We start from the raw sequence: 25,293 nt of genomic DNA on the forward strand, positions 1-25,293 counted from the left end.
GCTCAACTTAGTTGAGCTCATCTAATAAATCCTGATAGGTAATTTTCTTTGCAGTTGCGTTTGCGATATTATTTATCACTTTTACACGAATTGCTCTTAATCCAGAAACACCCTGTAAATCTTCAACTTCAAACTGTTCGATAGAAGGTTCCAGGATTTTCTTATGCTGTAAATATTTGATGTATTTTAAATACTCGGCTTCTTCACTATTTTGAGAATAAACGATTGTGATTTTTTCTTTTTCGGTAATCCTTTCGCGGCTGCCTTTTATATTCGCTTTATCAATACGTTTTTTAACAACTTCATATCTGGCATTATAAGTTCCGTCAACATCAAAACGTTTTTCATCCATTCTAAAACGGATTGAAAGTGCAGAGCTGAATACCAAAATCAGTGATGTCACATCCAATTCATATGGAAGAGATTCTTTAAGCTGATGATGTTCCAGTTCCATTTCACATAAAGTCTGCAATTGCCACAAACGCAGGTTGTGCAGGTACATGATGTCAAAAGGTTTCGTTGGCGCTATTGATGCTCCTATATACAAATTATGTTCAACACCGTCAGTTTTAAAACGCTCGTAATAATGAGGATAAATTTGTTGAGCCTCCACTTGTTTTTTATCCAGAACAGAAGCCAGTTTTTTATTGATAATAGACATAGCATTATCAAATTTCTTTCTTTCCTGATAAAACATTCCAGTTTTTTCGTCCAGGCTTGCAAAGTATTCTTCTTCTAATTTCTGATTTATAGCAGTGTCCTTTGTGTTTTTTAAAATCGGGTGAATTTCTTCTTCAATATAACGTTGAATGTATTGCTCAGTATCTGCTTTTAAAGGCTGATCCAATTCATCACGAAGCGACTCTAATTCAAATTTACGCTGCTCCAAAAGCATTAGGTTACTATTCGGTTTCTGATTTTCGAAAATTTCCAAAATCGTACTCAGCTGATTTTTCAAATCTCTTCTTACCGTATCATTTCTATGCTCAGAAGAACCTTTAATGTCGATTTGCCCGTATAGTGGGAATACATTTTTAAATACAATTTCCTTAAAAATATAATCTTTGGTAGGATTCGTATTTTGAAAATAATTCTGCGATTCTTTTTTAAACTTCCAATAGACGCTTGGGTGAATAGTAGTATACTCACGCTGAATAATCGCTTCAACCTGATTTTGCATATCAGTATTATAGCGGTCAATTGTATCTATAAGGTATGGTAAAACCAAATCCAGTTTTGTTGCATTTACCGTATTTAAAGCTCTTGGAGCTTCTGAAACCAATTCCATAACGCCTAATAAATGCCCGTCTTTAATAACCGGAGCAAAAACACAGCTTTGTATATTTTGTTTTAATAGATGCTCCCCAAGTCTTTTATTTGGTGATTCTTCTGTAAATTTAATTACATTCGAAATTACAAATGGTTCTTTATTGTCCAATAAATTTTCAAAAGAACATCCAAAAAAAGCATTTTTGCACTCAACTTCCTGATCTGTCGAAAGCAGGAAACTCTGCAGCTGATTATCAAATTTAACCGGTCTGATAAACTTTTCTTCCTCAGGGTTATAGATGATGAAACCAACTTTTAAATCAGGAATTTTAAAGATTGATTTAAAAATATTTTCGATAATATCATTTGATGCTACCGTTTTGGTATCCGGTTTTAAAAGATTGCTTTTTAGGTTTGAAATGGCACTTTCGGTTGTTGCATCAAACAAAGAAACAATTCCGAAACCTTTTAAGATCCAGCTTCCTGGAGGAAATTTAGATTTCCAAAGATCAATATCGTTATAATTATCAATTAACTGATCAATATCGTCCTGTGTAAGTGAAACTGAATTTTCAGATGGAGTAATTTCCATGAAATCAGCATTATACATGATACGATAATGTTTCTCAATTCCATTTTCATCCGGAATGTCATAGAAAAAGATTTTATTAAAATCGATATTTTGTTTGTAATAACTGCTCAAAATCAGGCAACAGTTATTAATATAGAACTGGTGATCATCAAAATCACGGATTTCCATATAAAATTCATCGCCGGCATTTCTTAATATTTTCTTGAAACGTTCTGTATAATTAAAAGAGATATTCTGAAATGGAATTGTAATTGCTTTTATTTCGTTGTGAGTCAAAGCTGTAGGGAATAAATCTGCAGCAATATTTTTAATTAAAGCTTCATTCTTCTTTATAAAGGCTAAATCACGAATCCCGGTTCTAAATTCCGGGAATGCTTCGATTTCTTTTAATATAGCTTTTGCGTAGTTTGAGCGGTAATCAACATCTGATAAGGCAATTTGCTCAAAAGATTCAATTAATTTATGAAATGAGATTATCGTTTCGAAAGGACTTTCTTTTGGTACATGACGATCCATCGTGGTATTTTTTAGAGTACAAAATTAAGCATAAATTAAGAATGTCCGACATTTTGCTATTTCTTTCGTTTATGGCTGCATAGTTATTTCCTCTATAAATAAAGGGCCTGCAACGAGGGTTAAATATTTTAACTAAAAATTAACATTAATAATAACGGAACGATCGTTCCGTTATTATATCTTTGTACCATAATAATTGAATAATCAATAACTTAATAACAAATAAAATGAAAAATTTAGAAAACAAAGTTGCAATTGTAACAGGAGGAAACAGTGGAATTGGATATGCAGCAGCAGCTGATTTAGTATCAAAAGGTGCGAAAGTAATCGTAACAGGAAGAAACAAAGAAGCTTTGGCAAAAGCGGAAACAGAATTGAATGTTACCGGAATTGTTGCAGACCAATCTGATTTAAAATCAATTGATAATTTAGTGGCTCAGGTAAAAGAACAATTCGGAAAAGTAGATATTCTATTTTTAAATGCCGGAATCGCAGCTTTTGCTCCTGTAGACTCAGCTTCAGAAGAGCATTATGACAGTATTATGAATGTGAATGTAAAAGGAGTTTATTTTACAGTTCAAAAAGTATTACCAATTTTAAACGACGGTGGCTCTATTATTTTTAATACTTCAGTTAATGCCCAATTAGGAATGCCGGGTTCAAGTGTATACGGAGCAAGTAAAGCAGCCGTTTTATCATTAAACAGAATCTTTGCTGCAGAATTGGCACCAAGAAAAATCAGAGTAAACGCAGTTTCTCCTGGTCCAATTGAAACACCTTTGTATGGAAAAGTAGGTTTAGAAAAAGAAGAAGTAGAAGGTTTAGGAGCTGCTTTGGGAAATAAAATTTTATTGAAACGTTTTGGACAAGCTTCTGAAGTTGCAAAAACAATTACATTCCTTGCTTCAGATGATGCTTCCTTCATTACAGGGACAGAAATCGTTATTGACGGTGGACTTACTGTAAACACAGTTTTATAATTTTTTTGACTAATTCAGGAACGATTGTTCCGTATTTTTAGTACCTTTGTAAATGAATTTAATTTTGAAGCTATGGCTAGAACAAAAGAATTTAATGAAGATCAGGCTTTAGATAAAGCAATTGAAATTTTCTGGCACAAAGGGTATAACGGAACTTCTGCACAGGATTTGGTAACACATTTGGGTTTGAGCCGTTCCAGTTTATACGATACTTTTGGAGATAAGCAAAAACTCTTTGTAAAGTCACTCCAACGATACCAGCAACAGAATGAAAAGAGTCTTAAAGAACTTTTAGAAAATTCTGAAAACATAAGAACGGCCTTAACTGAAATTTTCAAACAGGCCGTTTTAGAAAGTCTTCAGGACAAAATAACAAAAGGTTGTTTTATGGTAAACTCAGCAGTTGAGCTTGCTATGCACGATCCTGAAATTGGAAAAATCGTTCATGACAACCAGAAAGCGGTTGAAGACATTTTTTGTAATGCAGTAAAGAAAGGGCAGGAGTCGGGGCAGATTTCTAAAAACCAGGAAGCCAGATCACTCGCACGTTTTATCTTTAACAATTATTCCGGAATTCGTGTTTTGGCCCGTGCGGGCGAGAAAGACAAACAGGTTTATGATGATATTTTAAAAGCGATTTTCTCTTTATTTTAAAGCGAATTACAGCAATAAAAAAAGGCAATTACTACTGTAACTGCCTTTTTTTGTTTTAAGTGAATTATAGAAATTATAACTCCATAGCTTTTTTATTCTTAAAAAAGTAATCAACTGTACGATTTTATCATTCAGAAGAATTATCTGTTTTCGTCAAGTAGTTTCATTTCATCTATGATTGACAGAATTTTTAATTGTTCTTCCATATCTAATTTTTCAGTGTATAAAAGAGTAATTAGAATAGTATACGAATCCTCTAAATCTGAATTTTCTTCGAGTTTGAGATCATTTGGATTTTGATATTTTTCCAGCAATATTTTTGCAGTCTCAAAAGCCCGTTCCTGTAATGTAAGTAAAGCTGACATTTTTTTTGTGTTAGACATTAGTATTGTAAAATTTAAAGTTTTTGGCTTTACTCATTTACCTTAGTATCAAATCTACTAAATTTTGAATTGCTTTTCATTTTTTGATTTTGTAAAAAAATGGTCATAAAAAAACGGCAATTACTACTGTAGTTGCCGTTTTTTGTTTTTAAGTAAGTAATAGAAATGAAAACTTCTTAGCTCTTTTCTTCTTTGTTGAAGTAAACTAAGTAGTAATACATTTGTTTTTCTTCATCCCAGCCTTTTTCAACAAATTTTTCTGCACTTTCAGGATTGATAAAATCCATTTTAATCTGAATATGAGTATCTAAATTAATCACATTTTTGATCGATTTTCTGGCGTCAGAAACTGCTGCATTGGCAATTGGGAATGAGGTAACATCTTCGATGCTGTATTTTTCTCCTTTATCAACTTTGTAGTTTTTAAATTCAGGAATTAAATCAGGGTTGTCCAATACTTCATTCAGGAAATTTTGTTCTTCAAACTGATCATTTTTTGCGAAATAATTCACAGATCGGTTCATAAACATTACTTCTTCTTTTTTGTCTTCTGCCGGCAAAACAACATCTTTTGCGAAGTTCTGGCAGAATTTTAAGTATTTTTTAGTGATGAAGTTTTCATCTTCAAAAGCATCAACAGATAAAAAGTGCTCTAACCAGTAACGCGCATCATAACGGTTGCTGTCTACAGTCAGAATTTTATATCCTTCTTCTTTTTTATAATTGAAAATCAAACATCCTTTGTCCAGTTTGCTCAGGTTGATTCCTTGTTGCAGGATCATTTCAAGATTGCTGTCTTTTTCTTCAAACTGTAAAAAGTCAGCTTGTAATTCGCTTTTAAAAATTCCGATTGCATCAACTACATTGTTATCAATGCTTAAGTTTGTCAGATACGTTACATAAACCTCCCCGTTTTTAATATGCGGGTGATTTGACTGCTCAAATAAATGCGTTGTGATTTTTTTTGAAATCTCCTGTAAATTAGAAGGATTGGTAAAAATCTCAGTAGCATATTTAAACATGTCATTATAATCCAAATCGACTTCGTGCGCAAACTGATAATAGTTTTCTTCTTTTTCTCTAAAAGGCTTAAAAAAGTACTCTTTTATCAAAGGAACAATTTCATCATTTAAGTTAAATGGCTGCTCTGATAAAAAAATAGCTTCGTTACGGCTTTTGTTTCCTACGCGGTGTATCGCAAGCGTCTCGATGTGGGTGTTGAAAAGGTTTATCATTTTTTAAGGTGCTGAGGTTCTGAGATGCTAAGGTACTAAGGTTTAGTTTCTGTCTTTTATTTTTTTTATAAAAGAAACTAACATCCTTTCTACTTCGCGACTATCCTCATATAAGTTATTAAAATCGTTTTCTTTTAAGTAATATATATTTTTTGCAATTTCTAATTGAGTTTGCATTTCGAATAAAGAGCCAACAGAGATATTTAAAAAGCGTAAAAGATCTTTATCGCTTTCTCTTCCAAATCCTTCTGCAATATTACTAGGGATAGAAACCGAACTACGTCTAATCTGTGAAGTTAATCCGAAGATTTCTTCTTTTGGAAAATTGTTTGTGGAAAAATAAATTTTGGTTGTCAAAGCCATTGATTTCTGCCAGATAAGGAGGCTTCTAAAATTACTCATATTTTAATATTTTTAATTAAAAAATAAAAATAAGAAAAAACTTTCAAAATAAAACCTTAGAATCTTAGAGTCTCAGAACCTTAGCAACTTTAAATTAATTCCAATTCTCCTCAAATCCATAATCTTCGAAGCTGTCGTCTCCTTCGAACATATCAAGATCATCTTCGTCTAAATCATCTTCAAACTCTCCGTAGATATCGTCATGCATATCGGCTTCAAAGGTTTTTTCAGTTGCTTCATCAGGCATTTCGCCGTGCGCGAATAAAGTTTCCGGATAGATTGCTCCGGCAGATGCTTCTTCGATAGCAGCTAATTCAACTAAGAAAGTCCACATGCTGATGAAATCGTAAACATAGATGATTTTAGTATTTTCATTGTCTAAAATACTAGATAATGGATAATCATTCATAGTCCTCATTTCGCCAGAAACATCGCCGGTATCGAAAAGCGGAATTTCATCTTCCTGATTCCAGGTATCGTCACAAGTGTAAAACGAAGCTACTTCTGATCCGTCAAAACCGAAAGCGTTGAAGATCGCATTATGTAAATCTTCCAGAGTATCATCTTCAAGAATTGCAATGTCTCTAAAAATATCTTCTTCGGCGTCTAGAATTACTCTAAATTTATAAACCATAATCTTTGTTTTTATTGAGAGGTCAAAGGTAAAATATAAAAAATGAAATACGAATTATGAATTACGATTTGTTGAAAAGATTTTAATTTTTGATTAACTGTAGTTATTGGGCTTGGCAGTCCTGCAAGGTTTTTTAAAACCTTGCAGGTTTGTATTTATACTTAAAGTTATATCTACAGGGTTAAAAACCTTACAGGAATAGGGAATAGAATTATAATTTCCCGGAAAATCTTTTTCTAATCTTATGATAATGTTTGTGGTAAGTACTGTGACTTGGATAACTTCTGCTTGAAGTCATATTATTAAAAACCAAAGCGGTTAAAAGTAAAATTAAAACTCCCACTAAAACCGGAGAAAGCACATACATGTAACCTAATGATTTTACTTTTTCTGTTCCGATAACGGCAATTAAAGCCGTTGCACCTCCGGGAGGATGAAGTGTCTTGGTAATCTGCATTAAAATTATGGCAATTGAAACGGCCAATGGAGCCGCAATATACATAATGTCAGGAACCAGTTTATGAACTGTTACGCCAACAATAGCAGAAACCAAATGTCCCCCAACCAAATTTCGGGGCTGAGAAAACGGGCTCTGAATAATTCCGTAAACCAAAACGCTTGATGCTCCAAAAGAACCAATTAAATAAACGGCATCACTTCCGGAAAAATGCATAGACTGAACGTAAGCCAGAATTCCGATTCCGATAAAAGACCCTAAAAAGGACCAAAAATGTTCTTTATAGTCGATTAAAGTTTCTTTATAAAGAATGTAACGTGTCTTGCGGTAGCTTCTTTTTATTTTTTCAGTTGGCATAAGTCACTAAAATATCAGTTGTGGTATTTTTTTGCCATAGATTTTAATCATTTCAATCCGTGGCCATATAATTTATTTTGTCAGGCCTGGGGCGTAACTATATACAGTATAAGGATAAATTGTTTTTGCAGTGTACTTGGAAATTAAACAAACCACAAGAATCGGGAAAAATAAAGTATAGTCGTTCGTTAGTCCGCAAACGAGGAAAATTGCTGTAAAAGGAGCATGAATGCTGGCACTCAAAACCGCAGCCATTCCGATGATCATAAAGTTAACCGGAATTACATTTACATGAAAAAAGCTGTTTAAGATTGAAGAGAGTAATAATCCTAAAAAAGCCCCAATAAATAAACTCGGTGCAAAAACACCGCCGTCACCGCCGGATGCCAGGGTTATGGAAGTTACAATTGGTTTTAAAATTAAAATCCCAATAAATGTTAGTGCCAAAGTTAGAGTTAACTGAGCCTGAACGGCATTTCCGAAAATCCCTTTTATAGCATGATAACCTTCACCATATAATTGAGGAAAAATGAATAAAGAAACACTCAGGACAACTGAACCAATAATTATTTTATAATAGTGCGTATCAATTTTACCAAATTGTGATTTAAAAAATAACACACAACGTGTCAGATAAACAGAATTCATTCCTGCCAAAATTCCTAAAAGAATAAAATACGGAATCGCTTTTAAATTCCATGTTGCAATAGAAACCGCAAACAAAGGCTCTTCTTTTAAAATACTCAGTAAAGCAAAAGCGACTGAAACCGAAATTACATTTGAAATAATAAAAGCACGGGTTACTTTTCTGGAAATCACTTCAAAAGCAAATAAAACCCCTGCAATCGGACTGCTGAAAAGGGCTGTAACACCTGCGGCAACACCTGCACAGATCAATTCGGTTTTGTATTGGCGAAAAACATTTTCTTTTTCGTGTGCAACAGAACCTATCGTGGCCGTGGCTACAACTGTAGAAACTTCGATTCCTGTTGAACCTCCGAAAATAACAGTTAATAATCCATTAATAAAGTGAGAAGGGATTTTATAAGAAGGAAGATTTTTGGAATTTTTGCCTGTACTTTCAAAAACCTCCTTAATTCCTTTATTTTCTTTTTTCTTAAAAAGATATTGTCTCAGGAAATAAATTACCGATAATCCGAAAACCGGAAATACGATGTAAAATATGGGATGAACCGATACTTCATGAAAGAAGATTTCTTCGTAATATTCCGTTATTTTTTTTAGTGAAATTCCTAAAAAGGCCGAAAGAAAGCCAATTAAAACAGAAACAATAACTAATTTTCGGAGTTTGATTAATTGATGATTTTTTTTGATTTGCGCCGTTTTGTTCATCAGAAGTGATTTTATAATCGCAGAATTTTATTTGCGATTTCACAAAATTAGACAATCAAATCTGTTTTTTAATAATATTCGTTGCTTATTATATGTTAAAATTATTAAAATAAGAAAATTCTTTCAGTGTGTTTTTGTAAATATTGCGGTGAAAATGAATCTCGCAAAGACGCAGAGTCGCAAAGTTTTTCTCGTTTTATGTCATTTCGACGAAGGAGAAATCTCCGCGAGAATCTTTGCAAAGATTAGCGATTGATTGCGAAGATTTCTCATTCGTCGAATGATAAACTGTATCTTTATTCATTGACTTAAAGAAAAACTTAGCGACTCCGCGTCTTTGCGAGATTTAATCGGACAACTTATCTCTCATAAAACTCAATAGGCAATAAATCCGGATCAGCAATGAATGTAAAACGTTTTTCAGTAGTTTCATCAATTCTGATAGGTTCAGATTCTATGTTTCTAGAGTTTAAGAATTCGATAGTTTCTTCCAGATTAATCACCTCAAAAGCCAAATGGCGTAAACCAACAGCCTCAGGTCTTGAAGGGCGTTGCGGTGGATTTGGAAATGAAAATAATTCGACAACATACAAGCCATTCAAAGCCAAATCTAATTTATACGACTGACGTTCTTCACGATAAATTTCCCTGATAATTGTAAGCCCTAAAATTTGGGTGTAAAAATATTTAGACTTCTCGTAATCAGAACATAAAATGGCGATGTGGTGAATTTTATTTAGGGTAAGCATTACTTTTTTGATTCAGGTTCCTGATTTAATTTACGAATGATTTTTGCCGGATTCCCAACTGCTAATGAATTGTCGGGAATGTCTTTTGTAACTACCGATCCGGCTCCAATAACACAGCCTTTTCCGATGGTTACTCCAGGACAGATAACAGAATTTCCTCCAATCCAGCAATCGTCTCCAATAGTAACCGGATACGCATTTTCCAGTGATTTTCTCAGTTCAGCGTCAAGCGGATGCGATGCAGTATAAATCTGGACATTGGGTGCAATAAAAACATTTGATCCAATATTTACATGTGCACAGTCCAGAACAACACAGTTAACATTAAAATAAACGTTATCTCCGCAGAAAATATTATATCCGTAATCGCAATGAAAAGGAGGTTCTATATAAAACCCGGTTCCCGTATTGGGAATTAATTCCTTTAAAATTTCTTTTGCTTTTTTGGTAACGCGATATTCCTTCACATTCAGGCTATGCAAAAGATTTTTTGCAGCTCGGCGGCCTTTTAGCAATTCCGGATCCATGGCATTGTAGTATTCACCGGAAATCATTTTTTCTTTTTCTGTTTTCATTATTTACATTTTCGTCCTGGCAATTTTCTCGTGTATTTTTACGGTTTCCTGCAAAGCTGCGGTGCAATACCAGGGAGTTAATTCGGCTTCCAGTAATTTTGCCTTAATTGCAGGATCTGTTGCAACAAGTGTTTCAGCTTCGGCTACCGTTTCAACATTAAAAATATAAATGCCACGATAGTTTCTGTCATTTTTCATAAAAGGTCCGGCAACAACTAGTTTGCCTTCTTTTGCCAGTTTGTTGATATTGGCCATATGGCCTTCAAATAATTTACTGGTCTCTTCTTTTGAAGCCGTTGTATTGGTTCCTGATTTTAAAAGGCAAAACACATATTTCTTCATACCATATTCATCGGCATTTAGAGATTTTGCCAGTTTTTCATCAAACTTAATTTCAGCTTCCTGTGCAAAAGCAGTAAAGCTTATTAATAAGAATGCGAATGGAAATATGGCTTTTTTCATAAAATTATTTTTAAGACTAAAGTAGTTTCTTTAAAATAACAATCTGTCCCAAATGATAAACATCATGCTGGATAATCCCGTGTATATGTTCATAATAGGTATGATTATTACTGGCATAAATTTTTGCAAAATCGGCATCATCAAAATTTTCAAAAAACGCGTTCCACAACTCCTGTGATTTTGCAAGACTTTGCAAGGATTGTTCCCATGCGGCTTCAGAAGAATCCAGGACCGGAACAAAATAGTTATGATCAGGAGCATTAACGATTTCCCCCTGAACACGGCTCAAAATGGTTCGTCTCCATTGTATAAGATGGTTTACAATTTCCCAAATCGTATTTAAATTGGGATTGATTTTTTTATAAGCCTGACTGGCAGTTATATTTTCCAGAGTATCCGCCAGGGTTACTTCCAGCCATGGATTTCCATTATAAATGGATTGATATAAATTCGAAATTCTTTTGCTTTCTGACATAATTGTTCATTTTTAATACGCAAAAGCTAAGATACAAATAAGTAATTTACAACTCATCCTCAAAATTCTACAATTGGGTTATTTATTATTTATTTTTGATAATTGTCAGAATACATTTGTCTCAACAAAACCAGATGTTATGAAAACCAAAATTATTTTTACGATTACTTTTTTATTTTTTACTGCAATTATTTTTGCCCAAAATACGATTTCAGGAAAAGTGCTGGATCAGAAAGGGAAACCGGTTCCGGGAGCCAACATTTATATTGACGGAACTTATGATGGAGCAACAAGTTCTGAAACCGGTGAGTTTTCTTTTGAAACGACTGCAACAGGAAATCAGTTTTTGATTGTTAGTTTTTTAATGTACGAAACATTCAGACAGGAAATTGATGTAACGAATTATAAAGACCAGATTGTAAAACTAAGAGAAAGTGTAAACACATTGGACGCTGTTGTGATTACTGCCGGAACATTAGAATCGGGAGACAAAGCAAGGGTTTCTGTTCTTAAACCTTTAGATATTGTCACAACTGCAGGTTCTGCCGGAAATATTATCGCCGCTTTGCAGACTTTGCCGGGAACTCAGACGGTTGGAGAAGACGGGCGTTTGTTCGTTCGTGGAGGTGAGGCCAGCGAAACACAAACTTTTGTTGACGGACTTCGTGTTGCGCAGCCTTATGGCTCCACAACTAATAATTTACCAACCAGAAGCAGGTTTTCGCCATTTTTATTTAGCGGAATTGCTTTTTCAACGGGAGGATATTCTGCAGAATATGGCGAGGCCTTGTCAAGTGTTTTACTTTTAAATACTCAGGATGAACCGGATCAGAACAAAACAGATATTGCTTTAATGACAGTAGGTCTTGGAGTAGGGAATACGCAGAAATGGGAAAAAAGTTCCTTTAGTATTAATACCAATTATATCAATCTGGCACCTTATCAGGCAGTGATTCCTCAAAATGTTGACTGGAACAATCCTTATCAGTCTTTGGGTGGTGAAGCGGTTTATCGTTATCATTTCGCAAACGGTATTTTAAAATTATACGGTGCTTTTGATTCTGAAAAATTCGATTTGAATCAGAAAAATGTAAACTTTGCTGATCCTATCAGGACAGATTTAAACAATAATAATTTTTATCTGAATGGTTCTTATAAAGGTGATTTTGGAACAGGATGGCAAATTACAACCGGAATTAGTTATGGTTACAGCAAAAACAAAATCAAATACGATATCAATAATGTTGACACTGACGAAAATGCGGCACAGCTGAAATTTAAATTAAGAAAAAATATTTCTAATTATTTTAAATTGTCTTTTGGAGCAGATTATTTCATTACCAAATTCAATGAAAATTTTAATGACAATATTTCTATTGATGTTGCAAATGGTTACGATTCTAATATTGCCGCTTTTTATACAGAAGGAGATATTTTGTTCTCCAAAAAACTGGCAATGAAAGTGGGAGTCAGACTTTCTAACAATAATCTGCTTGACGAAACCAATCTGGCACCAAGAGCTTCAATTGCTTACAAAGTTTCTAAAACAAGTCAGTTCTCTTTTGCCTATGGGGATTTTTCTCAGACTCCTGTTGTTGATTATATCAAATATTCAAAATACCATCAGTTTGAAAGTGAAAAAGCGCAGCATTATATCCTGAATTATCAGTTTACAAAACCGGGTCAGACTTTTAGAGCAGAAGCTTATTACAAAGATTACAGTAATTTGGTTCAGTACGATACAAAAGATATTCAGTACAATTCGATTTTCAATAATAATGGTTCGGGTTATGCAAAAGGGCTTGATTTATTTTGGAGAGACAGCAATTTGTACAAAAACTTAGAATACTGGATTTCTTATTCTTATATCGATTCAGAGCGACAATATAAAAATTTTCCAACTATGGCGACACCCAATTTTGTAGCTAATCATAGTTTGTCAATCGTAACAAAATATTTTATTACCGACTGGAAATCACAAATTGGATTCACAAACAGCTACAGTTCAGGACGTCCGTACAATGATCCAAATCAGACGCAATTCATGAACGGAAAAACAAAATCATACAATAGTCTGAGTTTTAACTGGGCTTACTTATTAACAACACAAAAAATTCTTTATTTCTCCGTTTCAAATATTTTAGGAAGCCAAAATGTTTTCGGATACGATTACGCCAAATTACCAGACGCAAACGGAGTATACAACAGACAAGCCGTAACACCAACCGCAGACCGATTTTTCTTCGTTGGTTTCTTCTGGACAATCAGCAAGAATAAAAATGATAATCAGTTGAAGAATTTATAGTCTGAGGGGCTAAGTTGCTAAGGTTCTAAGAGGCTAAGATTTTGAGAAAAGGAAAGAATAAAATTCTTTCCTCAGGCCTAGAAGAAGAAAAACCTAAGAACCTTAGCCTCTTAGAACCTTAGCAACTTTTAAAAAAAAAACAATTCAGTCACCAAATTCGACAACTCAGTATCATTTAATTTTAAAAGAATAAAAACCAACATACTTTTGAAGTATAAATTAACAAACAGAGTTTTAATCATCAATAAAAAAGAACTAAGGAGCTAACCTCAGAACCTCAGAACCTCAGAATCTTAGCATCTCAGAAACTTAAAAAAAAGAAATCATGACCAAAATTATCACCGCAATTATGTTATTTGTCTGCAGCTTAATGTCTGCACAAAAAGTAAACCTTACTGTAGCTGTTACAGGATTAAAAAACAATACGGGAATTGTAAAAGTGGGCTTGTACAATTCAGATGATACGTTTCTTAAAACCACTTACAAAAGCATCGTTTCTGAAATAAAAAACAATCAGGTAACCGTTACCTTTATGGATATTCCGGCAGGGCAATACGGAGTGTCTACTTTTCATGATGAAAACAGTAATGGAATCCTGGATAAAAATATGATGGGGATTCCTTCTGAAGATTATGCCGCTTCAAATAATGCTAAAGGATTTATGGGGCCGCCTTCTTATAAAGATGCTAAATTTACGGTCGACAAAGACTCAAAAATCGAAATTATATACTAATAAGATTTAACTGATAAATTAAAAAAACAACCATTTAAAAAATAACAAAATGAAAAACATTATCACCGCAATCGCATTATTTGTAGTAGCAATAACTTCAGCACAAACACAATTTGAACAAGGTATGGGAAAAGCTTTCGGACTTTGGAAAGAAGGAAAAAATACAGAAGCTTCTGCTTTATTTGAAAGAATTGCATCGGCAGAAAAAAACAGTTGGTTACCCAATTATTATGTGGCTTTAGTGAATACAACTTCTGCTTTTTCAGAAAAAGATAAATCAAAAGTAGAGTTGTTACTGACAAAAGCGCAAGATGCACTGGATGTTGAGTTTATCAAAGATCAGAACAATGCAGAATTATATGTTTTACAATCTTTGGTTTATACAGCCTGGGTAGTGCAGGACCCGATGACCAATGCCCAAAAATATTCAGGAAAGATAATGGAGAATTATGCTAAAGCAAAAGCAATAGATCCAAACAATCCAAGAGCTGTTTTTGGAGAAGCTGATTACCAGTTAGGCGGAGCAAAATGGACAGGGGTGGATACAAAACCATTATGCGCTCAGGTTGATAAAGCTGTCGAACTTTTTGGTACTTTTAAACCAGAAACTCCATTCTCACCAAAATGGGGATTAGAAAGAGCTTTGGAAACACAAAAAGGCTGCAAGAAATAATAGTAAAACTCAGGTTATAAATGAAAGAATATAAAAATACATTTGGAGATTTGAAAAGCGGAACAATCATGTGTTTCAAAATCTCTATGGTCTTTACCGTTATATTTTCGGCTTTTTTAGGAGCAGATTTAACAGTAAAAAATGTAGCACTCACATTCTTCTTAAGTTGTTTATATTCTTTCGGACTGGGGTTTGGAAATGGTTTTTTAAATGTTCTTCTGGACAAAAAATGGGACTGGCTAGAACAAACGAACCTCAGGGTTTATTACGGAATTTTAGTTACTATTTTGTATACGGTTCCGGTTGTCTTAGGGATAAATTATATTGTTTTTGTAGTTGTACAAGGCCGGCCTTTAGATACGTTTTTTAGCGAGCAGATGCTTTTGGTAAACCTTTTCTATATCATTTTATCGTTGGGAGTTTCGACTTTTATGCAGGCCAGAAGTTTTATGATAAAATGGAAACAAGCCTCAAGATTTGAAGTAACACAACAAAAGATTATTGCAGGAACGGCAAATGCAAAATTTGAAAGTTTAAAAAATCAGATCGATCCGCATTTTCTTTTTAACAGTTTAAATGTTTTAAGTTCTCTGATTGAAGAAAATCCGGATAATGCCCAGCGTTTTACCACTTCTTTATCTAAAATTTACCGCTATGTTTTAGAACAAAAAGACAAAGAGCTGGTTTCTGTAGAAGATGAATTGTCGTTTGCCAAAACCTATATGAACCTGCTTAAAATGCGTTTTGAAAACAGTTTGTTTTACGAAATGCAGATAACAGAAATAAACCCGGATGCAAGAGTAGTTCCCTTGTCTTTGCAGCTTTTGCTGGAGAACACGGTAAAACATAATATAGTAAGTGAGCAAAAGCCGCTTCACATCAGGATTTTTATCGATGGAGATTATCTGGCCATTCAGAATGATTTCCAGAAAAAAGAAGTTTTGCAGGATCGCCAGGGAGTTGGTTTGCAAAACATTGTAAACAGATACGGAATCATAACAGACAGAAAAGTCGTAATCGAACAAAACGAACAGACTTTTACCGTTAAAATTCCAATTTTAACCAAACAAATTACAGCTATGGATGCTAATGCAGATTATAATGACGAAAACAGATCTTATTTCAGAGCAAAAAAGAGAGTAGAAGAACTAAAAGGTTTTTACGGAAATGTAATCTCTTATTGCTGTATAATTCCATTTCTAATTTTTATAAATTTAAAGTTCTCTCCTGGTTTTCAGTGGTTTTGGTTTTCAGCTTTGGGCTGGGGATTTGGAGTTGTAATGCATGCTTTTAAAGTTTTTGGTTACAGTTCAGACTGGGAAGAAAGAAAAATCAGAGAAATTTTAGAAAAGGGTAACAACAAAAAGACCTGGAAATAATGGAGAAAAATTACACAGAAGCAGAACGTTATTATCAGGCTCATAAAAGAGTAAAAGAAATTAAGGATTTTTATGCGCACCTGGTTATGTATGTTCTTTTCAATCCAATTGTAATTGTGGTCAATCTTATGACTTCTCCAGAATATTTATGGTGTTTATATAGTGTATTTGGATGGGCAATACCGATTGCTTTGCATGGAATGAAAGTTTTTAATTACGGACCGTTTTTCAATAAAGACTGGGAAGAAAGAAAAATCAGGGAAATCATGGAAAAAGATTCCCACATGAATAAAAATGAATTTTGAACTGAAAGTATTTTAGATAAATAATAAAGCAAAATGAGAGAAATCATGGAAGTAAATTATAATGAAGAAGACAAATATCTCTTGGCAAAAAAGAAAGTTGAAGGGATCAAAGGATTTTATGGAAACTTAATCGTTTTTATCGCAGTAAATTTGGTTTTGATTTTCATCAATTTATACACATCACCTGAATATTTATGGTTTTTTTGGCCATTATTCTGGTGGGGATTAGGAGTCGTTTTTCATGGATTAAAAGTTTTTGAAGTATTTCCGTCTTTTGGGAAAGAGTGGGAAGAAAGAAAAATCAAGGAATTGATGGAAAAAGAAAAAGAGAATAGAAATAAGTGGCAATAATTAAATAAAATAAAGATGGGAAGATATAGAAGACGCATGTATGAAGATTATGCACAGGAATTTAGCACTGATGAAAATTTTAATATAGCATACAAAAAAGTAAAAAGAATTAAAGGATTTTATTCGCATTTAAGAATTTATGTAATTATAAATATTCTGATTATTATTGCAAGTGTAAACGGGGAAATCTTCGGAGATCATATCCGCATTCGCGACGGAGGATTATTGAGCTGGCATACTTATTCGACAGCAGTTTTTTGGGGAATTGGTTTACTGGCACACGCATTTTCTGTATTTGGACGCGATATATTTTTTAGTGATGACTGGGAAGAAAGAAAAATCCAGGAATACATGAAAAAGGAAGAGGCCAAAAATAAATGGGAATAACTTTAAATTTTGCATTTTAATAAATGACTACATTAATTATAGAAGACGAAAAGCCTGCGGCAAGACTGCTTCAGAGAAAGTTAGAGAAACTGAATATTGCAGTAGCAACCATGTTACATTCTGTAGAAGAATCAATTGACTGGTTTTCGAATAACGAACATCCGGATTTAATTTTTCTGGATATTCAGTTGTCTGATGGTTTATCGTTTGAAATTTTTGAAAAAATAGACATTAAAAGCGCCATTATTTTCACAACAGCTTATGACGAATATGCGTTAAAAGCTTTTAAGCTCAATAGTATTGATTATCTTCTAAAACCTATTGATGAAGATGACCTGGATGTTGCAGTGACAAAATTCAAGTCCCGTTTACCAAAACCGGAATCGGCAAACAGCAACCTTCAGCTAGATTTTGAGCAGATCAGAAAAATGCTTTCAAATCCTTTTGAGAAGAATTACAAAAAAAGATTTACTGTCAAAATCGGCCAGCATTTAAAAGTAATTACGACTGATGAAATCGAATGTTTTTTTAGTGAAAACAAAGGAACCTATATTCATACTTTCGACAACAGAAATTATCTGATTGATTCTACTTTAGAAATTCTGGAGCAGGAATTAGACAACAAAGATTTTTTTCGTGTAAGCAGGAAATTTATTATTCCGCTTCAGGCTATTAAAGAGATTCAGGTGTATACCAATTCTCGATTAAAAGTTATTTTACCGTCATACAAAGAAGATGAGGTTATTGTAAGCCGCGAAAAAGTACAGGATTTTAAAACCTGGCTTGGATAAATTAAATATTTATCGTTCCTACGGAACTTTGTGTAATGTTGAATTATCATGTCAACGGATTGAAATCCGTTGCTACAATATATTTTTCATTCCTTCGGAATTTATTAGAATTCGGTTTATTTTATAAAATGATTATATATGAAGTTTCTAATGAAGTTTAATTGGAATCTGCAAATTATCATGTAACGTATTAATTTTTAAAACTATATGAATTTCTACAGTTTTTAATATTTGATGAAACTGGGTAAATTATCTAAAGAAAGAGCCATTGGCTCGGCCCATTTTGTAGGGCCGGATTTTAATCCGGTCAAAAAATAATCCGCACCAATTTTGAGAGCTGTAGGCTCGGTTCATATTTCAGCATAAAATATTTATATAAAAAAAGAGCTTCAATTTGAAGCTCTTTTGTGTTTTTTAGATATTTTTTATTTGCTCAATCTATGCAAGGTATACGTCATGGCGCTCAAAAGGAAAAATGCCATAATCTGGTGAATTAATCCTAAAGCCAATGGCACACTGTATAATAGAGTGAAAACTCCCAATAAAAACTGAATGAAAACAAAAAGTACTAAAGTTTTGATTCCGTTTGCCTGAGTACTCGTAAGTGTATATTTTTTACTTTTAAAGAAAAGAAAAAGAATAATCGCCACAACTACATAAGCAAAAGTCCGGTGTACAAACTGAACACCGCTTTTCCCTTCAATTAAATTTTTAACCAAAGAAGATTGCTCAATAAAAACCGATTCATGAATAAATTCCCCGTCGCTCATTAAAGGCCAGTGATTGTGGATTAATCCGGCATTTAAGCCTGCCACAAATCCACCATAAATAATCTGGATTAACAAAGCTACTAGTGCATAACGCGCGATAGTGCGAAGTGGTAATATTTTGTTGATATTTCTTTCAGGATAAATCAAATCCAGTGCTACCCAAAGCGTATAAGCGAAAGTAATAAACGCAAAAGTCAGGTGAAGTGACAGTCTGAAGTGGCTTACATCAGGATTATCAATTAATCCGCTGCGAACCATAAACCAGCCAAGAAAACCCTGAAAACCTCCCATTGCCAAAAGGACGATACATTTTTTGATAGTATCTGTATCCAGTTTCTTTTTGATTAAAAAGTAAACAAACGGAACAAAGAAAACCAATCCGATAATACGGCCGATGAAACGGTGAAACCATTCCCAGAAATAAATAAATTTATAATCTGATAGCTGAAAATCGTTGTGAATATTAATTTTTTGATACTCCGGGAATTTTTTATACTGCTCAAAAGCCTCATTCCATTTTGCTTCTGTAAGAGGTGGAAATGTATCGGTTACCAAATGCCAGTCGGTCATTGATAAACCTGAATTGGTTAAGCGGGTAATTCCGCCCACGACAACCATTAAAAATAATAAAACACAGCCGGATAGTAACCAAATGATTACTGATTTGTTCTCTTTTTTCATTCTTTTCCGATTAATTCAATTTCGTTTTTGTTTTTTGTTTTGGAAATTCTTTTTAAATAAATTCTTGCGAAATATATATTCACCAGGATACTAGGAGGGAATATTATACAGCCAATAATTATTCTGTATATGATACTTGCATAATCAATATTCCAATTAAATAATTTCAATAATGAAGAACTTGAAAGTAGTACTGCCAAAAGAAATATTATAATGGAAGGAAAAACAAGAGACATTAAAAAGTAAAATAATTTATGGCCTAAATGTTTTTTTTCAATATTTCTGATTCCTTTAAAAAAAATAAAATTGGAATAAAAAATTATTACCAATAGTATAATTATATAAGAAACACCTAGAAAATCCATTACTTCTTAAGTGTTAGATTTAACTTTGCAGCCCTTTTAATAACAAAATCATAAGCCGCCTGATATTCATTTGGAATATCGCCTTCTAAAATGGCTTCTTTTACCGCTTCTTTTAAAACTCCAATTTCTCGTGAAGGTTTTAAATCGAACATTTGCATAATTTCTTCTCCTGAAATTGGCGGCTGAAAAATACGAACATGATCACGTTCTTCAACTTCAACAATCTTTTTGCGTACAATTTCAAAGTTTTTATGGTATTTCTTAAACTTCGACGGATTTTTCGTTGTGATATCAGCCTCACATAAAGTCATTAAATTTTCTACATCTTCACCTGCATCAAAAACCAAACGACGAACAGCGCTGTCAGTTACAATATCCTGTGCCAGAACAATTGGACGCGAACTCATAATCACCATTTTTTGCACAAATTTCATTTTGTGGTTTAATGGCATGTGCAAGCGTTCGAATATTTTTTTAGCCATTTTTCCGCCCAGGAATTCATGCCCGTGAAAAGTCCATCCTTGTTTTTTGTTGAAACGTTTTGTTGGCGCTTTTCCAATGTCGTGCAATAAAGCCGACCAGCGTAACCAAACGTCATCCGTATACGGACAAATATTATCGACCACTTCCAATGTATGGTAGAAGTTGTTTTTATGTGTATGCCCTTCAATTTCTTCCACCTGATTCAACGCTGTTAATTCAGGTAAAATGATGTCCAGAAGTCCGGTTTTGTACAATAGCAAAAAACCAACAGAAGGTTTGTCAGTAGAAAGGATCTTATTTAATTCATCAACTATACGTTCACCTGAAATGATGTTTATACGATCTGCATTTTTTGTGATCGCATTCAGTGAGTTTTCTTCGATTTCAAAATTCAGCTGTGTGGCAAAACGAATAGCACGAAGCATTCGCAAAGGATCATCAGAATAAGTGATATCCGGATCCAAAGGCGTTTTTATCGTTTTGTGTTCTAAATCGGCTAAACCATTAAACGGATCTAAAAGTTCACCAAAATTATTTTCGTTTAAAGATAGAGCTAACGCATTTATAGTAAAATCACGGCGGTTCTGATCGTCCTGAAGAGTTCCGTTTTCAACAATCGGATTTCGGCTGTCGCGGTTATAAGATTCTTTTCGTGCGCCAACAAATTCAATATCAGTATCTTCAAAACGCAACATTGCCGTTCCATAGGTTTTGAAAACCTGAACTTTAGGCTTTTTAGGCAGTAACTCAGATACCTTTAAGGCTAGTTCAATTCCGCTTCCGACAGCAACAATATCAATATCCTTTTTAGAACCACGGTTTAAAAGTAAATCGCGAACGAAACCGCCAATTACATAACTATCAACATTTAGTTCTTTTGATGCCTCCGAAATGATTTCGAAGATTTTATTTTGTAAAGCTGTTTTGTAATTTGTTTGTATAGCCACGAATTCACGAATTTTTGAATAAAAGTCGATTTCAGATTTCTAAGAAATGAAATGCATGCAAATTTACAACATAGAAAATGCCTATTATAATCTATCGCCCACTTTTTTGAACAATTTCACATTTTGATACACTGATTTTTGTGAATTGAGAAAGCGTTGCCACGAATTACACCAATTTCCACGAATTTTCCTGAAATTCTCTACTGGTGATTTGTATTGATTCGTAGCGAAAAATATAATGACAGATTAAAAGAATTAAAAAATCCGTGTAAATCTTTTTAATCTGTATCAAAAAAATCTTCAATTGGTATGAAATAATAATTAGTGGAAATTCATGTAATTAGTGGCGAAAAAAACTATTTATAATACCATCAAACAAATCAATTGCAATAACAGATTTTTAGAAATTCAATTTGTATTTTTGAATCAATTAAAAATGCACAAATGAAAATCGTTATATCGCCTGCAAAGTCATTAAATTTCGAAAAAGAATTACCAACCACTCAACATACAGAACCGTCTTTTCTAAAAGAAGCGCGTCAGGTTCATAAAGTTTTAAAACCTAAAAAACCGGCAGAATTATCTGAATTAATGTCAATTTCTGAAAAGCTTGCTGATTTAAACTGGCAGCGAAATCAGGAATGGAAAACTCCTTTTACACCTGAAAATGCGCGTCCGGCAGTTTATACTTTTGATGGTGATGTCTATACCGGTTTAGATGCTTATACAATTCCGCTGGAAAAATTAGATGCTTTACAAGATAAACTTAGGATTTTATCCGGACTTTACGGCGTTCTAAAACCGTTGGACTTAATGCAGGCGTATCGTCTGGAAATGGGAACCAAATTACCAATTGGTGAACATAAAAATTTGCATGATTTCTGGAAAGCCCCGGTTACAAAAGCCTTAAATAAAGAATTGACAAAAGGTGAATTATTCGTGAATTTAGCCAGTAACGAATACTTTTCGGCAGTTGATGTAAAAGCGTTAAAAGTTCCTGTAATCACACCCGATTTTAAAGATTACAAAGACGGAAAATTAAAAATGATCAGCTTTTTTGCCAAGAAGGCGAGAGGCATGATGGTGCGTTATATCATTGATACCAATGCAGAAACTATTGATGACCTGAAAGGTTTTAATTATGAAGGATATCAGTTTGATGCGAATCTTTCTAAAGGGAATCATTTGGTTTTTACGAGATAGTTTTTTTGAGGTTCTAAGGTTCTGAGGCTTCGGAATCAATGCCTTGCAGATTTATAAAATTTATTTAATAAAAATAACAGCAAAAAATAAACGCCGAATTCAATATTAGAATTCGGCGTTTTATATGCGTATTATAAAATTATTATTAGTGCATTGCGTCGGCTGCGCTAATCTTGTTCTTCCCTTTTTTAATAAAGAGAATAATCGGTATACAGCATAAAAACATAATTCCCAGATACATGAAAATATCTATGTAGGCCATTACGGTACTTTGCTTAAGAACAGCATACTCTAATGCCTGATAAGATTTTTTAAGAGCAACGTCAGCACTGTATCCTTTAGACATAAATGCCTGTTGCATACCTGTAACACGTTGACTTACTTCATGTTTTGCAGGATCCAGATTATTAATCAGATTAACTCTGTGTTCCTGACTAAAACGGGTAATAAAAGTGGTAATAATTGCGATTCCAAATGATCCGCCAAGCTGACGCATCATTCCGGTAAAAGCGGCTCCCTCACCAATTTGTTTTCCTTTTAATGTTGACAGAGAAAGAGTTGTTATCGGTACAAAAAGTAATCCTAAACCAATTCCTCTAAGGATTAATGGCCAATACATATGTTCTACACCGGTATCTGGTGTCATACGGGTCTGCATCATAAAGGTAAAAAAGAAGAAAACTAAAAATCCAACTCCCACCATATATCCCTGAGGCACACCTTTCTGAATCATATTACCCACAAAAGGCATCATAATGGCAGTGGTAATCGAACCCGGAATCAATAATAATCCGGCGTCAGTTGCGGTCCATCCTAAGATTGACTGCGTATAAATCGGAATAATCAACGTTGATCCATATAAACCGAAACCAAGAATAAAACACATTATGGTTCCGATTCTTAAATTCCCGTCTTTTAAAACACTTAAGTTTACAATTGGATGTTTGTAAGTCAGCTCTCTCCAGATAAAAAGAACTAATCCTAGAACAGTCACTACACTTAAAGTAACAATAAGTGAATCATTAAACCAGTCGTCCTGTTGTCCATGCTCCAAAACGAATTGTAAAGATCCGATGAAGGCACTCAATAAAAATATTCCCCACCAGTCAACCTGGTTTGCTTTTAATTTCTCTCCGTATTTTGGACTTCTAACAAATGTTAGAGCTAAAATGGTAGCAATAATTCCCAACGGAATATTGATATAAAAGATATAAGGCCAGGAGTAATTATCTACTAAATACCCCCCCAAAGGCGGTCCAAGAGTTGGTCCCACAATTACACCCATTCCGTAAATAGCCTGCGCCATACCACGTTTTGCTACAGGGTAACTTTCGGTAATAATAGTTTGGGCCGTTACAAGAAGGGCACCTCCACCCATTCCCTGAACAAACCTAAAAGCTACCAGTTCCCATATATTACTGGCATTTCCACATAAAAAAGAACAGACCGTAAATATTATAATCGAGGCTACAAAGTAATTACGTCTTCCAAATTGCTGTGAAAGCCAGCTCGTCATCGGGATTACAATAACATTCGCAATTGCATATGCTGTAATCACCCAGGCCACATCAGTCAAAGTAGCACCAAGGCTACCTCGCATGTCTGTTAGTGCTACGTTTACAATCGTGGTATCAACAATTTCCAGCAAAGCACACAGTACTGCTGTAATCGTGATAATGACACGTCTGTAACCGTATTCAACTAAATCGTCTTCTCCTTGTACTGCTTTTGTCATTTTTTATTTCAAATGTACGTCTACATCAACATTCATTCCCGGACGCAATAATTTTACTTTCTCAGGATCGTTTGATTCATCTAAACTAATTTTTACTGGTAATCTCTGAATTGTTTTTACGAAGTTTCCTGTTGCATTATCAGGAGGTAAAAGTGAAAAACGAGATCCTGTAGCAGGAGAAAAAGAAGTCAAAGTTCCTTTAAACTCATAGTTAGGATAAGCATCTACTTTTAAGCTTACTTTTTGCCCCACAACCATTTTATTTAATTGGGTTTCTTTGAAGTTAGCTACAACCCATGCTTCGTTATTATTGATAATATAAAATAAAGATTGTCCTGGCTGAACCAATTGTCCCGGCTGAATATCAACTTTAGAAACCTGTCCGTCAATAGCAGCAGTTACTACCGTATAAGTAAGATTTAATTTAGCAACATCAAGCATTGTTTTCGCTTTTTTGATGTTTGCAGAAGCTACTTCAGTTTGTTTGTCAGAAACTTTAGATTTAGATTCAATTACCGATTTTTGGTAAGAACTTGCTCTTTGTTGTTGTTCTAAAACACGAACCTGATTTTCAGCTTCGTCTTTTGCAGTCTGAGCCTGTTCAAATTGTTGTTTTGTAATAGTATGTGTTTTGTACAGATTGTTGTAACGGTTAAAATCGTTTGTCAGTTGTCTCAATCTGATTTTGGCACTTTCGATAGAACCACCGGCAGATTTCATATTGGCATCAGAAACCGAAATACTTGCATATGCACTTCCGATATCAGCTTTTGCAGCTTCGTATTGACCTTCAGCTCCTAATAAAGCAGCATTTGCTTCGTCAATTTTTAGCTGATAATCTCTTTTATCGATTGTAAATAAAGTATCTCCTTTTTTTACAAAATCATTATCTTTTACATAAACCTTACTAATATATCCTGAAACTCTTGGGATAATTGGATTCATTTTTTTCTCGATTTGAGCATCATCCGTTTCTTCGTGAGCCTGAGAATGTAAATATTTTGATATTCCGTAAGTTCCGCCCACTAAAACCAAAACGGTTAGTATAATGATGAATTTTTTATTTGTCTTTTTCTTTTCCATGAGAGCTGT

The 25,293-nt window shown here is 33.9% G+C and carries 26 protein-coding genes; 11 read left to right on the top strand and 15 right to left on the bottom strand.

Translation table 11 applies throughout. From position 1 onward, the window contains the following. Window positions 1-7 precede the first annotated feature (7 nt). On the bottom strand, window positions 8-2,377 hold the full coding sequence (locus DCO46_RS04430; protein WP_116751370.1) for a GAF domain-containing protein: 2,370 nt from the start codon (window positions 2,375-2,377) through the stop codon (window positions 8-10). Between the two features lie 227 nt (window positions 2,378-2,604). On the opposite strand from DCO46_RS04430, the gene DCO46_RS04435 reads away from it, so the two are divergent. Next, entirely contained in the window at window positions 2,605-3,357 is a 753-nt protein-coding gene (locus DCO46_RS04435) for an SDR family oxidoreductase (RefSeq protein ID WP_116751371.1), read from the top strand. A gap of 72 nt (window positions 3,358-3,429) precedes the next feature. Continuing rightward, a complete protein-coding gene (locus tag DCO46_RS04440; RefSeq protein WP_116751372.1) occupies window positions 3,430-4,011 on the top strand; it encodes a TetR/AcrR family transcriptional regulator in 582 nt (193 codons plus the stop codon). Between the two features lie 140 nt (window positions 4,012-4,151). On the opposite strand, the gene DCO46_RS04445 is transcribed toward DCO46_RS04440, so the two are convergent. The 10 genes from DCO46_RS04445 to DCO46_RS04495 all read right to left on the bottom strand — a co-directional run bounded on the left by DCO46_RS04445 (window position 4,152) and on the right by DCO46_RS04495 (window position 11,093). Next, the gene (locus tag DCO46_RS04445; RefSeq protein ID WP_116751373.1) at window positions 4,152-4,376 is read right to left on the bottom strand and encodes a hypothetical protein; all 225 of its coding nucleotides are present in this window, start codon (window positions 4,374-4,376) and stop codon (window positions 4,152-4,154) included. 194 nt (window positions 4,377-4,570) lie between these two features. Next, complete coding sequence (locus tag DCO46_RS04450; RefSeq protein ID WP_116751374.1) at window positions 4,571-5,629, bottom strand: nucleoid-associated protein; 1,059 nt, start codon at window positions 5,627-5,629, stop codon at window positions 4,571-4,573. A gap of 42 nt (window positions 5,630-5,671) precedes the next feature. Next, window positions 5,672-6,031, bottom strand: coding sequence for a four helix bundle protein (locus DCO46_RS04455; protein WP_116751375.1), 360 nt, complete (start codon window positions 6,029-6,031; stop codon window positions 5,672-5,674). Between the two features lie 94 nt (window positions 6,032-6,125). Next, on the bottom strand, window positions 6,126-6,665 hold the full coding sequence (locus tag DCO46_RS04460; RefSeq protein WP_116751376.1) for an IS1096 element passenger TnpR family protein: 540 nt from the start codon (window positions 6,663-6,665) through the stop codon (window positions 6,126-6,128). A gap of 211 nt (window positions 6,666-6,876) precedes the next feature. Then, window positions 6,877-7,479 carry an HPP family protein gene (locus tag DCO46_RS04465; RefSeq protein ID WP_116751377.1) on the bottom strand — a complete coding sequence of 201 codons (603 nt, stop codon included), beginning with the start codon at window positions 7,477-7,479 and terminating at the stop codon, window positions 6,877-6,879. Between the two features lie 72 nt (window positions 7,480-7,551). Then, the gene (locus DCO46_RS04470) at window positions 7,552-8,832 is read right to left on the bottom strand and encodes a chloride channel protein (protein WP_116751378.1); all 1,281 of its coding nucleotides are present in this window, start codon (window positions 8,830-8,832) and stop codon (window positions 7,552-7,554) included. A 359-nt stretch (window positions 8,833-9,191) separates the two neighbouring features. Further along, a complete protein-coding gene (locus DCO46_RS04480) occupies window positions 9,192-9,581 on the bottom strand; it encodes a VOC family protein (RefSeq protein ID WP_116751380.1) in 390 nt (129 codons plus the stop codon). Beyond that, window positions 9,581-10,156, bottom strand: coding sequence for a sugar O-acetyltransferase (locus DCO46_RS04485; protein ID WP_116751381.1), 576 nt, complete (start codon window positions 10,154-10,156; stop codon window positions 9,581-9,583). Before DCO46_RS04485 ends, DCO46_RS04480 begins: the two co-directional genes overlap by 1 nt. Before the next feature lie 3 nt (window positions 10,157-10,159). Continuing rightward, entirely contained in the window at window positions 10,160-10,618 is a 459-nt protein-coding gene (locus DCO46_RS04490; protein ID WP_116751382.1) for a YciI family protein, read from the bottom strand. Window positions 10,619-10,634: 16 nt separating this feature from the next. After that, window positions 10,635-11,093: a DinB family protein gene (locus DCO46_RS04495; protein WP_116751383.1), complete on the bottom strand. Its 459-nt coding sequence runs from the start codon at window positions 11,091-11,093 to the stop codon at window positions 10,635-10,637. A gap of 139 nt (window positions 11,094-11,232) precedes the next feature. Here DCO46_RS04495 and DCO46_RS04500 point away from each other — a divergent pair, with 139 nt between their 5' ends. The 8 genes from DCO46_RS04500 (at window position 11,233) to DCO46_RS04535 (ending at window position 18,017) form a co-directional block, all read left to right on the top strand. Beyond that, entirely contained in the window at window positions 11,233-13,398 is a 2,166-nt protein-coding gene (locus DCO46_RS04500; protein WP_116751384.1) for a TonB-dependent receptor, read from the top strand. 325 nt (window positions 13,399-13,723) lie between these two features. After that, complete coding sequence (locus DCO46_RS04505) at window positions 13,724-14,131, top strand: DUF2141 domain-containing protein (RefSeq protein WP_116751385.1); 408 nt, start codon at window positions 13,724-13,726, stop codon at window positions 14,129-14,131. 49 nt (window positions 14,132-14,180) lie between these two features. Continuing rightward, on the top strand, window positions 14,181-14,804 hold the full coding sequence (locus tag DCO46_RS04510) for a hypothetical protein (protein ID WP_116751386.1): 624 nt from the start codon (window positions 14,181-14,183) through the stop codon (window positions 14,802-14,804). Window positions 14,805-14,824: 20 nt separating this feature from the next. Further along, a complete protein-coding gene (locus DCO46_RS04515; RefSeq protein WP_116751387.1) occupies window positions 14,825-16,183 on the top strand; it encodes a histidine kinase in 1,359 nt (452 codons plus the stop codon). Beyond that, window positions 16,183-16,488 (top strand): 2TM domain-containing protein, encoded by a 306-nt coding sequence (locus DCO46_RS04520; RefSeq protein ID WP_116751388.1) that lies wholly within the window; start codon window positions 16,183-16,185, stop codon window positions 16,486-16,488. The genes DCO46_RS04515 and DCO46_RS04520 overlap by 1 nt, the downstream gene beginning before the upstream one ends. A gap of 33 nt (window positions 16,489-16,521) precedes the next feature. After that, entirely contained in the window at window positions 16,522-16,839 is a 318-nt protein-coding gene (locus tag DCO46_RS04525; RefSeq protein ID WP_116751389.1) for a 2TM domain-containing protein, read from the top strand. Between the two features lie 15 nt (window positions 16,840-16,854). Further along, entirely contained in the window at window positions 16,855-17,226 is a 372-nt protein-coding gene (locus DCO46_RS04530) for a 2TM domain-containing protein (RefSeq protein ID WP_116751390.1), read from the top strand. A gap of 23 nt (window positions 17,227-17,249) precedes the next feature. Further along, window positions 17,250-18,017 carry a LytR/AlgR family response regulator transcription factor gene (locus DCO46_RS04535; RefSeq protein WP_116751391.1) on the top strand — a complete coding sequence of 256 codons (768 nt, stop codon included), beginning with the start codon at window positions 17,250-17,252 and terminating at the stop codon, window positions 18,015-18,017. Window positions 18,018-18,442: 425 nt separating this feature from the next. On the opposite strand, the gene DCO46_RS04540 is transcribed toward DCO46_RS04535, so the two are convergent. After that, complete coding sequence (locus DCO46_RS04540; RefSeq protein WP_116751392.1) at window positions 18,443-19,468, bottom strand: COX15/CtaA family protein; 1,026 nt, start codon at window positions 19,466-19,468, stop codon at window positions 18,443-18,445. A gap of 364 nt (window positions 19,469-19,832) precedes the next feature. Continuing rightward, on the bottom strand, window positions 19,833-21,263 hold the full coding sequence (locus tag DCO46_RS04550; protein WP_165828832.1) for a CCA tRNA nucleotidyltransferase: 1,431 nt from the start codon (window positions 21,261-21,263) through the stop codon (window positions 19,833-19,835). A 444-nt stretch (window positions 21,264-21,707) separates the two neighbouring features. Here DCO46_RS04550 and yaaA point away from each other — a divergent pair, with 444 nt between their 5' ends. Then, window positions 21,708-22,466 carry a peroxide stress protein YaaA gene (gene yaaA, locus DCO46_RS04555; RefSeq protein ID WP_116751394.1) on the top strand — a complete coding sequence of 253 codons (759 nt, stop codon included), beginning with the start codon at window positions 21,708-21,710 and terminating at the stop codon, window positions 22,464-22,466. A 145-nt stretch (window positions 22,467-22,611) separates the two neighbouring features. Here yaaA and DCO46_RS04560 read toward each other — a convergent pair whose 3' ends face one another. Together DCO46_RS04560 and DCO46_RS04565 are read right to left on the bottom strand one after the other, a co-directional pair. Continuing rightward, window positions 22,612-24,201 (bottom strand): MDR family MFS transporter, encoded by a 1,590-nt coding sequence (locus DCO46_RS04560; protein WP_116751395.1) that lies wholly within the window; start codon window positions 24,199-24,201, stop codon window positions 22,612-22,614. 3 nt (window positions 24,202-24,204) lie between these two features. Next, a complete protein-coding gene (locus tag DCO46_RS04565) occupies window positions 24,205-25,284 on the bottom strand; it encodes an HlyD family secretion protein (RefSeq protein ID WP_116751396.1) in 1,080 nt (359 codons plus the stop codon). Window positions 25,285-25,293 lie beyond the last annotated feature (9 nt).

It is taken from the genome of Flavobacterium sp. HTF (assembly GCF_003105115.1).
In the GTDB taxonomy this organism is placed as follows: Bacteria; Bacteroidota; Bacteroidia; order Flavobacteriales; family Flavobacteriaceae; genus Flavobacterium.